Annotated in this window: 9 protein-coding genes; 2 read left to right on the top strand and 7 right to left on the bottom strand. The window is 71.0% G+C overall.

The genetic code is table 11. The features are described 5' to 3' along the window. Nucleotides 1-377: 377 nt before the first annotated feature. Together ABZ749_RS17955 and ABZ749_RS17950 are read left to right on the top strand one after the other, a co-directional pair. Entirely contained in the window at nucleotides 378-1,712 is a 1,335-nt protein-coding gene (locus ABZ749_RS17955; protein WP_357229041.1) for a potassium transporter TrkG, read from the top strand. A 68-nt stretch (nucleotides 1,713-1,780) separates the two neighbouring features. Next, nucleotides 1,781-2,449 (top strand): TrkA family potassium uptake protein, encoded by a 669-nt coding sequence (locus ABZ749_RS17950; RefSeq protein ID WP_357229039.1) that lies wholly within the window; start codon nucleotides 1,781-1,783, stop codon nucleotides 2,447-2,449. Between the two features lie 62 nt (nucleotides 2,450-2,511). On the opposite strand, the gene ABZ749_RS17945 is transcribed toward ABZ749_RS17950, so the two are convergent. The 7 genes from ABZ749_RS17945 to ABZ749_RS17915 all read right to left on the bottom strand — a co-directional run bounded on the left by ABZ749_RS17945 (nucleotide 2,512) and on the right by ABZ749_RS17915 (nucleotide 11,249). After that, nucleotides 2,512-4,164, bottom strand: a complete 1,653-nt coding sequence (locus ABZ749_RS17945) for a serine/threonine-protein kinase (protein ID WP_357229036.1) — start codon at nucleotides 4,162-4,164, stop codon at nucleotides 2,512-2,514. Between the two features lie 71 nt (nucleotides 4,165-4,235). Beyond that, nucleotides 4,236-5,798 carry a fused MFS/spermidine synthase gene (locus ABZ749_RS17940; RefSeq protein WP_357229032.1) on the bottom strand — a complete coding sequence of 521 codons (1,563 nt, stop codon included), beginning with the start codon at nucleotides 5,796-5,798 and terminating at the stop codon, nucleotides 4,236-4,238. Between the two features lie 36 nt (nucleotides 5,799-5,834). Next, complete coding sequence (locus ABZ749_RS17935) at nucleotides 5,835-6,851, bottom strand: hypothetical protein (RefSeq protein WP_357229030.1); 1,017 nt, start codon at nucleotides 6,849-6,851, stop codon at nucleotides 5,835-5,837. 181 nt (nucleotides 6,852-7,032) lie between these two features. Continuing rightward, nucleotides 7,033-7,842: an inositol monophosphatase gene (locus ABZ749_RS17930; RefSeq protein ID WP_357229027.1), complete on the bottom strand. Its 810-nt coding sequence runs from the start codon at nucleotides 7,840-7,842 to the stop codon at nucleotides 7,033-7,035. Continuing rightward, nucleotides 7,835-8,287: a response regulator gene (locus ABZ749_RS17925; RefSeq protein WP_357196387.1), complete on the bottom strand. Its 453-nt coding sequence runs from the start codon at nucleotides 8,285-8,287 to the stop codon at nucleotides 7,835-7,837. Before ABZ749_RS17925 ends, ABZ749_RS17930 begins: the two co-directional genes overlap by 8 nt. Then, the gene (locus tag ABZ749_RS17920) at nucleotides 8,284-10,008 is read right to left on the bottom strand and encodes an ATP-binding protein (protein ID WP_357229024.1); all 1,725 of its coding nucleotides are present in this window, start codon (nucleotides 10,006-10,008) and stop codon (nucleotides 8,284-8,286) included. Before ABZ749_RS17920 ends, ABZ749_RS17925 begins: the two co-directional genes overlap by 4 nt. Then, the gene (locus ABZ749_RS17915) at nucleotides 10,005-11,249 is read right to left on the bottom strand and encodes a fused response regulator/phosphatase (RefSeq protein ID WP_357229044.1); all 1,245 of its coding nucleotides are present in this window, start codon (nucleotides 11,247-11,249) and stop codon (nucleotides 10,005-10,007) included. The genes ABZ749_RS17920 and ABZ749_RS17915 overlap by 4 nt, the downstream gene beginning before the upstream one ends. Between the last annotated feature and the right edge of the window lie 118 nt (nucleotides 11,250-11,367).

Genomic DNA, 11,367 nt, shown 5'->3' with positions numbered 1-11,367 from the left:
CCGTGCGTCTCGATCGCCCAGTGACCGGTGCCGAACAAGCCGAACCGCAGCACGTGTACCTCCGCTGTTTCCCCGCACCGCGACAACGCCACGGAAGGTGACCGATCACTATTGGTCGGTCGTTGGCCCGGGAGCGGTTCGCGTCGGCGGTTGGTTCGGCCGCGGCCATTGTCGGCAGTGCCACGGCGGCGGCGAGCAGAGCGCTGGCCACGCCGAGGGTCGAGAGGGTACGTCGCAACGCCGTCTCCTGTCATCGATGGTCCGGGTAAGCAGACCGCCCGTGATTTGCCAGGAGTTGGTCGATGGCTGGCCGGCAGATGAATCTCCGGAATGCCCGTTCCCACTCCGGGGACGCGGGCGGACAGGAAGATTGTCTGGTGCACCGGTTCTTCCGCAATCCCGTGCGGCTGGTGCCGTTCGCGTTCCTGGTGCCGATCCTGCTCGGTACCGGGTTGCTCATGGCGCGCTGGGCGACCGCCGAACACGTACGCCCACCAGTGGTCACGGCGCTCTTCACCGCCACCTCGGCCGTGTCGGTCACCGGCATGGCGATCACCGACACGCCGAACTACTGGTCCGGCTGGGGCCTGCTGGTGATCACCCTGCTCACTCAGCTCGGCGGCCTCGGCATCCTCACCGTCGCCGCGTTGGTCATCCTGGTGGTCTCCAGTCAGCTCGGACTGCGCAACCGGTTGCTGGTGCAGGCCGAGACGGCGGAGTTCGGCCTCGGTGACGTGGGTCGGTTGCTCCGCCGGATCGCGCTGACCGTCTTCGCCTGCGAGGCGGTGATGACAGTGCTGGTCGCCGGTCGACTCTGGCTGACCTACGACTACCCGTTCTCCGAGGCTCTCTGGTCGGGTGTCTTCCACGCCGTGCAGGGGTTCAACAACGGTGGCTTCGCGCTCTACACCGACGGCCTGCTGGCCTTCAGCCGTGATCCGTGGGTGTCGCTGCCCCTGGCGATCGGCGCGATCATCGGTGGTCTCGGGTTTCCCGCGCTCTTCGAGGCGGTCCGCGAATGGCGGCAGCCGACCCGCTGGGCGGTGGCGACGAAGTTGACCATCTGGGGCAGCGCGGTGCTGCTGCTTGTCGGCTTCGTTGGCCTGCTCGCCGCCGAGTGGACCAATGCGAGCACGATCGGCCAGTACGACGTACCGGGAAAGATCCTCGCGTCGTTCACCCAGATCGCGCTGAGCCGCACCGGCGGCTACAGCGTCCTGGACATCACCGCTCTCCAGGAGGAGAGCTATCCCCTGCTGATCGTGCTGATGTTCATCGGTGGCGGCAGCGCCAGCACGGCCGGGGGCATCAAGGTCTCCACGTTCTTCCTGCTGGCGTTCACCATCTGGGCGGAGCTGCGGGGAGAGCCCGACGTGACGATCGGGCACCGGCGGGTGGCCACCGCGAGCCAGCGGCAGGCGCTCACCGTGGCGCTGCTCAGTGTCGCGTTGGTGGCAGCCGGAACCATGCTGTTGCTGTTGATCACCGAGGGCATCCGCTTCGTCGCGGCCCTGTTCGAGATCACCTCGGCGTTCAGCACCACCGGTCTGACCATCGGTCTGGCCGCCGAACTGCCGGCCGGCGGCCAACTGGCGCTGACCGTGCTGATGTTCATCGGCCGCGTCGGGACGCTCACCCTGGGGTCGGCGATCGCCCTGAACACCCGACGTCGGCTCTACCGCTATCCCCAGGAGCAACCCATTGTCGGCTAGGGCGTGTCGCGGAGGTGTCGGCCGGCCCGCACACCGGCGAAACGCCAGTGGAAGCAGGGAGGGTCGAGGTGTCGGCTAGACGGGCGGACAGCGGCGGCATAGTGGTGATCGGGCTGGGTCGATTCGGTTGCCACCTGGCCGGGTCGCTGACCCGGATGAATCGCGAGGTGCTGGCGATCGACCACAGCCCGGCGAAGGTGCAGCGCTGGTCGGCGCAGCTCGACCGGGTGGTTCAGGCCGACGCGACCGAGGAGGCAGCGCTGCGGCAGCTGGGCATCACCACTTTCGGGCGGGCGGTGGTGGCCATCGGGGCTTCGGTGGAGGCGAGTGTGCTCACCGTGTTGGCGCTGGTCGAGCTGGGCGTACCCGAGATCTGGGCACGGGCCACCTCGCAGAAGCACGCCAAGATCCTGGCGTCGGTGGGCGCGCACCACGTGATCTTTCCGGAGGCGGAGACCGGGGACCGGGTCGCGCACCTGATCGTCAGCCGGTTGCTCGACTTCATCGAGTTCGACGACGACTTCGCCATCGCCACCGTCCGGGTGCCGGAGTCCCTGGTCGGGCGCACCCTGATCGACCTGAGACCGGAGGAGCGCTTCGGGGTACGCGTGATCGGCGCCAAGCTGCCGGGCGAACGCTTCCGGTACACCTCCGACGACACCACGCTTCCCCAGGGCGGGGTGCTCATCGTCGAGGGTGGGATCGACCAGGTGCAGCGATTCGCGGGGATGCGCTGACCTGCGCATGGCGACACGGTGGCCTGCTCACTTCCGATGACCACCCGGCCCCTTGGTCACCTTCACGCTTTTCCCGGGCCACCACCGGCGGCCTTCGCGGGCTTCGCGGGCTTCGCCGGGGCCTTCGCAGGCTTCGGTGGCTTGGCCTTCGACGCGCCGCCGCCCGCGCCGGAACCGCCGCGTGCCGTCGTCTTCTTCGGCGGGGCCTTCACCGTGGCGGCCTTGGGCGGCGGGGCCGTGGACGGCGCGCTGCCGGCGACGCCGGAAACCCGAACCCCGCAGGTCGCCTCGCCGAGTCGGAACTCGACAGGTAACGGGTTCGCCCCGCTGTACTTGCCGGTGAGGGTCACCTTCTCGGCCGCACCGGGGGCCAGCGTGGTGCGCTGGGCCGCCGGTCGGATCAGCACCGTGCTCCCCTGCTGGTGCACCGGCGCGGGCTCCGCCTTCGTCACCTTCTGCTGCCCGGGGAAGGTGAAGCTCATCGCCCAGTCGCGCAGCTCACGGCCACCGGTGTTGGTCAAGGTCAGCTCGGCGGAGAAGTCGGTGCCGGAGTCGGTGCGCAGCGCGTACGCCACCTCGCAGGGCGCCGCCGTCGGCATCCCCATCCGAGCCTCGGTCGTCGGCCGGTCCTCTCCGCTGGCCGGGCTGCGCGAGGTGAACCCCCACATCGCCCCGGTGACAGCGATCAGCCCGACGGCGGCCACGCCGGCCTCCACCCGCCGACGCCGGGTCACCCGCTGCTGCGTCCGACGGTTACGGGTCCGCGACAGCGGCAACGCGTCGGTCGCCGCCGACCAGGGCAGGATGGTGGTACGCGCACTGCCGAGCATCGCCGCGTCCAGCGGCCCGGCGGCCGGGGAGACCGGCACCGCCGCGAGCATGCCGGCCGCCTCGGCGAGCGTCCGGGTCAGCTCGGCGGTGGCCGGCCGGTCCGCGGGTCGCTTGGCCAGGCAGCGTCCGACCAGGTCGGCCACCCCGTCGGGCAGCCCCGGGACGGTGGGCATCGGCTCCGGGTCGCTGTACATGTGGGCGCGCAGCATCTGGGTGGTAGTGCTGGCCAGCCACGGCAGTCGACCGGTGAGCATCCGGTAGAGCAGCAGCCCAACCGCATACACGTCGGTGGCTGGGGAGACCTGGCCGTTGTCCAGCCGCTCCGGGGCGAGGTACGCGGGAGTGCCCAACAGCGCGCCGTCCGGCCCCTTCTCGCTCTCCCCGACGAGCGCGGAGATGCCGAAGTCGACCACCTTGACGCCGGTCGAGGTGAGCATGACGTTGCCCGGGGTGACGTCGCGGTGCACCACTCCGCGAGCGTGCGCGGTGGCCAGCGCGGAGCTGACCTCGGCGCCGATGGTCACCGCCTCCCGCCACGGCAGTTGGCTCTCCCGACCCAGCCGGCTGGCCAGCGAAGCGCCGTCGACCAGCTCCATCACCACGTACGGCACGGTGAGACCGACCTGCTCGGACTCGCCGTAGTCGTACACATTGGTGATGTTGGGGTGGCAGAGCCGCGCGGCGGCCTGCGCCTCGATCCGGATGCGGTGGCGGAAGGCCCGGTCGCTGGCCAGCCGGGAGGCCAACACCTTCACCGCGACCTGGCGACCCAGCACCTCGTCATAGCCACGCCAGACCACCGACATGCCACCCGCGCCGAGCTGCTCGATCAGCCGGTACCGCTCATCGAGCAACTGCGCGCCGTTCCGGTCCCCACCGCCCATGGTGAGCGATGTTGCCCAGTAACGGCCCGCCTACACCTGGAGTATCGGAATCGGTCAGGATTGTCACCCGATCAGGCGGTGGCCAGCAGTTGGTCAACGGGGGCGTAGTCGTCTGTCAACACCATCGCCTGACCGACGAAGTCCGTCAGCGCCGCACCGGACAGCAGGCTGACCTTCGGGTCCACCTCGGCCAGCCGGGCCCGGACGGCTTCCAGCGGCAACGGCGCGTCGGAGCCGACGATGAGGAAGTTGGAGCCCCGCTCCTCAGCGAGCGCTTCCGGTGGCGCGATCAACGCGACGTGCCCGAACTCGGCGGCCACCGTGGCCAACTCGGCGCGGATGAACCGCAGCGGCGGGTAGTCGATGACGTTCTGCACGTACACGCCGCCGGGGCGGGTCACCCGCCGCACGTCGGCGGCCATCTCCCGGGTGGCCAGGTGCCAGGGCACCACCAGGTGCCCGAACGCGTCGCCGACCACCAGGTCACGGCTGTCGGTCGGCTCGGCGGCAACCAGCATCCGGGCGTCACCCACCACCGCCCGCAGGTCCGGCCCCGGCCGTACGCCCAGCTCCTGCTCACCCAGCTCGACCAGCCCGCCGTCGATCTCGAACACCAGGTTGTCGGTGCCCGGTCGGGTCGCGGTCAGGTAGCGCGGCACCGTGAACCCACCGCCGCCCAGGTGCAGCGCGTCCAGGCGCTGACCGGCCGGCGCGGCGACGTCGCCGACCGCGCCGATCCACTTCGTGTACGCGTACTCCAGGTATTTCGGGTCGGCGAGGTCCACGTACGAGTGCTGGGCGGAGTTGAGCAGCAGCGTCCGTCCGCTGGGCCGGGAGGGGTCCGCGGTGACCCGGGCGCAGTGGTACGCCGTCTCGATGTCGCACGGGTTGGGCGCCACGGTGCTCAGCCCCGCTCCGGCCAGGCCGAGCACGGCCAGCGCGGCCCGGGCCCGGGCCGGACCGGGCAGCTCGGTGGGCTCCTCTCGGCGCAGGTACCAGGCGAGGCCGATGCCGACCAGCCCGAGGGCGAGCGCCAGGGCCAGCAGGATGACGGTGCTGCGCAGCGCGGCGACCAGCACGAACCCGGTCAGCAGGGTCGCGGTGATGCCGCCCAGGGTGCCGATCCCGGAGAGTCGACCGACCACCTGGCCGGTGCGGCGCAGGTCGGCCAACTGGAGCTTCACGACCAACGGGGTGACCGCGGCCAGCAGCGCGGCCGGCACGAACACCGCCAACGCGACCAGCAGCAGGATCGCGCTGGCCGCACCGCCGCGCAGCACCTCGCCGGCGTACCGGACGACGGGCAGGGTGACAGCGGTGGCGATGCCGGCCAGCACCAACGCCGGCGCGAGCAGGCCCCGTGGGTTGCGCCGGTCGGCCAGCCAGCCACCGGACCACGCGCCGTACGCGATCGCGGCCAACGCGATGCCGATCACGGAGCTGGTCACCTGGAGGGTCACCCCGACGTACGGGCCGACCAGGCGCAGCGCGACGGTCTCCAGCACCAGCACGGCACCGCTGGAGAAGAAGACCAGGAACGCGGCCAGGCCGTTGGGCAGCGCCCGGCCGGTGATCGGCACGGGCTGGGCCGGGGGTGCCGGCAGGGCCGCTACGTCGGACGGTGGGGAGCTCATCGTCGCGATGGTACGCAGCGAAGCTGGCGGTTCGGGTCAGTACATCGAGAGATGAACATGGTTCGTGTGGCTCGCCGCCGGAGAGCCGCTTCCACTGTACGAGCGCCAACCGGTGCCGGGATGCCAGATCTGCCGATACCAGATCACGTAGAGCACGCCCAGCCGGTCGGCGTTGCGCACGTGCCAGGCGGCCAGGCTGTCCCCGTACGCCTTGTCGCCGCCCGTCGCGTTCTTGTCCTCGAAGCCGTTCGTGGCGGCCGAGAAGTCGCAGGCACGGCCCTTCGGATGCTCGCCGCCGCCACCACTGCGCTTGCAGGAGACGTGCCGCTTGTAGCCGGCCGCCTGGGTCTGCTTGAGCGCGTTGAGGGTGCGCGGAGTGATGCACCCGGAGGTCGTCGGGTCTTTCACCGAGCAGGATTCCGACGGCCAGGACCCGTCGGAGTTACGCGGTGCCGGCTTCGCCGAGGTGGAGCTGCCACCACTGAAACCGTTGCTGCCGCCGGAGCTGACCTCGGCGAGCGCCTCCTCGGCTTCCTTCTTCTTCTTCGCCATCACGGCGAGTTGCTTCTGCTGCTCCCGAACCTCGGCGTCCATGGCCACCTTGGCCTGCTGCGCCTGCAGTCGGGCCTCGGTGAGGTCACGCAGCCGCTTGCTGTCCCGCTGAGCCATCAGGTCGAGGTCGCCCGCGCGTTCCAGGAACGCCTCCGGCGTGGCCGTGTTGAGCAGCATCGAGACAGCGCTCAGCCGACCCACCCGGTACGACTGGGCGGCCACCTCACCCACCTGGCTGGTGAGCCCGACCAGCCGGCCCTCGATCGTCGTCAGCTCGCCGGCCAGCGCGGTCTGGCGACGCTTGGAGTTGTCCAGTTTGGCCTTGGCCTCGATGTGGCCCCTGGCGGTCAGCTCCAGCGCGTCCCGCAGCTTCTTGCTGCCACCCTCGTCCGGCTCCGCGTACGCGGGCACCGCGGCACCGCCGAGCACCAGCGCGACGGCGGCGAGCACGGCGAACAGAGCGCGGCGACCGAGCCGCGGGCTGAACCTGTTCCTGGGCACGAAAGCGTCCTTCCGTCGACCGCCGGCCCCCGATTGAACGCTGCATGGCGACGCCGGTCGGCGGCCCGCTGGCGGAGACCGCCGGTCACGATACCGGATCGTGGGCCGGTGACCAGCCTGCTGAACCTCAGGCTGCCTCGATGTCGACGCAGCGTTCCAGGGCGGTCGCGCAGCGCGTGGATCAGGGGCTGAGGAGCGCCTCGCGCACGTCTGCCCAGACCTGCTCGTTGGCGGCGACGAGCAGACCGCGGCCGTCGTCGGCGGGGTGGTAGTCGACGCCGTCGAATCGGCGGGCGACGCCTCCGGCGGCACGGACCAGCACGGTGCCCGGGCCGTGGTCCCAGGGCAGGGTGCGCCAGAAGAGGACGAACTGCTGCTCGCCGGTGAGGATGTCCAGGTACTCCCGACCGGCGCAGTGCTGGCCGGGCAGCAGCTCACCGAGCCGCCGCCCGCCGGCGCGGACCCGGTCGCGGGTCTCCGGCGGCAGGAACCGGGTCATCGCCGCGCCGCGCAGCTCGCCGAGCGGCGGCACCGAGCCGGTGCCGTCCACCGGTCGACCGTTGAGCAGGGTGCCCTCGTCCGCCGAGCCGGCGGCGAGAGTGCCGGCCAGCGGGTCGAGGATCCAGCCGGCGGCCGGTCGCCCGTCGGTCAGCAGCGACACCATCAGGGCGAACGGCCGGCGACCGGCGGCGAAGTTGGCGGTCCCGTCGACCGGGTCGACCAGCCAGACGTCCCCGCCGTCGCGGAGGTGCCGCAGCAGCCCCGGATCGTCGGCGACACCCTCCTCGCCGACGACCTTCGAGCCCGGCCGCAGCCGGCGCAGCCCCGCCGAGAGCAGTTCCTCGGCCCGGCGGTCCGCGACGGTGACCACCTCACCGGGCGCCTTCTCCGACACGTCATCGTCGTCGAGCTTGCGGAACAGTGGCAGCACGACCTGGTCGGCGGCCTCCCAGAGCAGGCCGCCGACGTCGTCCAGCAGGGTGTCAGCCACGCGGCGGCAACTTGACCACGCTGACGAAGAACTCGTCGATCTGACGGACCACCGAGATGAAGCGCTCGAAGTCCACCGGCTTGGTCACGTAGGCGTTGGCGTGCAGCTGGTAGCTGCGCAGGATGTCCTCGTCGGCCTGCGAGGTGGTGAGCACCACCACCGGGATCCGGCGCAGGTCCGGGTCTTTCTTGATCTCTTCCAGCACCTCCCGGCCGTCGCGCCGGGGCAGGTTGAGGTCGAGCAGGATCAGGTCGGGCGCCGTCACGTCGGCGTACTGACCTTCCCGGCGCAGGTAGGCGAGCGCCTCGGCCCCGTCGGAGACGACGGTCAGCCGGTTACGCAGCTTGTGTTCCTCGAACGCCTCCTGGGTCATCAGCACGTCACCCGGGTCGTCCTCGACGAGCAGGACCTCGATCGGGCTCTTGCCGTCCGCCGGCGCGGTCATCCCACCGTCTCCTTCATGTCACCCGTTCTACCGCTTTCCAGCGTCCGGTCGGCCCGGTCCGGCTGGTCCGGCCCGTCGGCCTGCTCGATCAGCTCTGCCGGAGCCTCGGTCGAGGGCGTCGCGTCACCATCGGTCGGCTCCACCGCGGGATCGGCGGCGGCAGCCGCCGCGACGTCCTCGGGAAGTGCCGGCAGGGTGAACCGGATCGCGGTGCCCTCGGGCACGTCGGTGTCCACCCAGACGCGGCCGCCGTGGTACTCGACGATCTTCTTGACGATCGCCAACCCGATGCCGGTGCCCGGGTACGCGTCCTTCGAGTGCAGCCGCTGGAAGATCACGAAGATCTTGTCGGCGAACTCCGGCTCGATCCCGATGCCGTTGTCCTGGCAGGTGATCTCCCACTCGGCACCCACCAGGCGGGCCGAGACGTGCACCTTCGACGGCACGTCCGGGCGGCGGAACTTGATCGAGTTGCTCACCAGGTTGGCCAGCAAATTGGTGAGCAGCGGTTCCTCACCCGAGATCGTCGGCAGCTCGGCCCAGGTCAACTCGGCGTCCGCGTACTGCCGGGCGGCCTCGGTCTGGCCGGCCACGTCGCCCATCACCTTGTTCAGGTCGACCTCGACGAAGCCGGTGGTGAGCCGCCCGATCCGGGAGAACGCGAGCAGGTCGTTGATCAGGCGCTGCATCCGTTGCGCGCCGTCCACGGCGAAGGCGATGTACTGGTCGGCCCGCTCGTCGAGCTGCCCGGCGTAACGGCGCTGAAGCAGCTGGCAGAAGCTGGCGACCTTACGCAGCGGCTCCTGCAGGTCGTGCGAGGCCACGTACGCGAACTGCTCCAGGTCCCGGTTGGAACGGGTCAACTCCTCGGCCTGCTTCTGGAGCTGACTGTTCACCCACTCGATGCGCTCGCGGGCGGCCCGGACCTCGGCCAGGTCGGCGGCGATCTTCTGCCGCATCGCGTCCACGTCCTCGCCGAGTTGAATGAACTCCGGCGGGCCGACGGTGGCGATGCGGTGCTGGTAGTCGCCTTCGGCGACCTCGCGGACCTGGTTGGCGAGGCCGGTCAGCGGCCGGACCACCATCCGGTCCAGCGAGAGCAGCAGCACCGTACCGGCGATGACCACCACCAGGGCGGCCACGATCAGCAGGACGACCAGCACGTTGCTGCTGGTACGCACGTTGGCGGCGGTCTGCTCCCGGGCGGTCAGGACCTCCTCCTGGAGGTCGTTCACCGCCGAGCGCACCTCGTCGAACTGTTGCCGGGCCGATTCGGTGACCAACGCCTGCCCGGCGCTGGTGCCGCTCTGCTCGGTGGTGACGATCACCGGCTCCGCGACCGACCGCCGCCACTGCGTGACACGCTCCTCGACGGTCCGCAGCTCCTGGCTGATCCCCGGATAGTCGTCGAGCAGCTTCCGCATCGAGGCGATGACGCTCTGCTCCTGGGCGAGCCCTTCCCGGTAGGGGCTCAGGTCGTCCTGGTCGCCGCTGACCGCGTACCCGCGGATCGCCGTCTCCTGGTCGAGCAGCGCGTTGAGCAGTTCCTGGGACTGCACCCGCAACGGGCCGGTCTCGTTCAGCACCGCGTCGATCTGGGTGCGGTTGCGGGCGGCCATCGCCGCTTCCGCGCCGGCCAGCCCGATCAGCAGGAAGCCCACGACGGTGAGCAGGGTGATCACCCGGCGGCGGAGACTCCAGCCGCCGATGACCGGCCTCACCGTCCACCGCCCCGGCTGACCAGCAGCATGGCCACGTCGTCGGCGAGCGGGCCACCGTTGAGCCGCTCGGCCCGCCCGACCAGCCACGCCGGCAGCTCGGGCAGCGACACCGTACGGTTGGCCGGCTCGTCCAGCAAGCCACTGAGGCCCGGCACGTCGAGCCGTTCGTTGCCGGCTCCCACCCGCCCCTCGATCAGGCCGTCGGTGTACATCAACAGGGACCAGTCATCGGTGTCGAACTCCAGGTCGTAGGCGATCGGCCGGCGAGGTCGTACGCCCAGCAGCAGGCCGCCGGGCGCGGGCACCGGGGTGACCCGGCCGCCGGAGAGCAGCAGCGGTGGCGGGTGCCCGGCCAGTCGGACGGTGGCCCGGTTGGCGTCCAGGTCCAGTCTGATGGTGGCCACCGTCGCGAAGATCTCCTGGAGGCGGCGCTCACTCATCAGCACCTGCTCCAGGGCGGGCAGCACCTCGTCGTCCGGCACCCGGGCGAGCACCAGGGCGCGCCAGGCCACCCGCAACTCGACCCCGAGCGCGGCCTCGTCCACCCCGTGCCCACAGACGTCGCCGACGATCAGGTCGAGGCGGTCCGGGTGGGTCTGCACCACGTCGAAGAAGTCCCCGCCGATCAGGGCGGCGTGCCGGCCCGGCCGGTAGAAGGTGTGCACCGCGACCTGGTCGGTCGTCATCAGCGGTTGGGGCAGCAGACCGCGTTCGAGTCGGGCCGACTCGGCCTGGCGCAGCTCGACCTCGCGCAACCGTCGGGCGTTCTCGTCGGCGCGCTTACGCTCCACGGCGTAGCGCAGCGCCCGGGTCAGCAGCACCCCGTCGACCTGGCCCTTGACCAGGTAGTCCTGGGCGCCCTCGGCGACCGCCACGACGCCCAGGTGCTCGTCGGTGCGGCCGGTCAGCACGCAGACCGCGGCGCCGCTGGACATCTCCAACACCTGGCGCAGCCCGTCCAGCCCCTGCGCGTCGGGCAGACCCAGGTCGAGCAGGACGCAGTCGACGTTGGTGATTCGCTGCCGCGCCTCGCGCAGGCTGGTGGCGACCAGCAGGTCGATCATCGAGTTCGTCTCGGCGAGCAGCTCACCGACCAGGAAGGCGTCGCCCTCGTCGTCCTCCACCAGCAGCACGCGCAGCCGCTCACCCGGCGGCAGGTTGGCGTGCCGCGCCAGACCACCGTGCGGGTACGGCACAACTGGGGAACCGGCCGAGCCGGCCCCCCGGTGCGGCCGGGTCACCGCCGCGAGACGCGGGAGTTCGCCCTGTTCGCGGCTGAGCATTCCCGGCTCGCCCTGCCGCTGTCCGCGACGGACGGCTGCCACCGCCCCGTCACCACCGATGGTGTGGCGTCGGCAC

This window comes from Micromonospora sp. NPDC047753 (genome assembly GCF_040642735.1).
GTDB lineage: Bacteria > Actinomycetota > Actinomycetes > Mycobacteriales > Micromonosporaceae > Micromonospora.
The sequence above is the reverse complement of the archived record's forward strand: the minus strand, read 5'-3'. Positions and strand labels throughout refer to the sequence as shown.

Excerpts from the sequence above, each read along its gene's own strand:
- ABZ749_RS17940 (WP_357229032.1), bottom strand. The coding sequence starts at position 5,798 with ATGAGCTCCCCACCGTCCGACGTAGCGGCCCTGCCGGCACCCCCGGCC.
- ABZ749_RS17945 (WP_357229036.1), bottom strand. The coding sequence starts at position 4,164 with ATGGGCGGTGGGGACCGGAACGGCGCGCAGTTGCTCGATGAGCGGTAC.
- ABZ749_RS17925 (WP_357196387.1), bottom strand. The coding sequence starts at position 8,287 with ATGACCGCGCCGGCGGACGGCAAGAGCCCGATCGAGGTCCTGCTCGTC.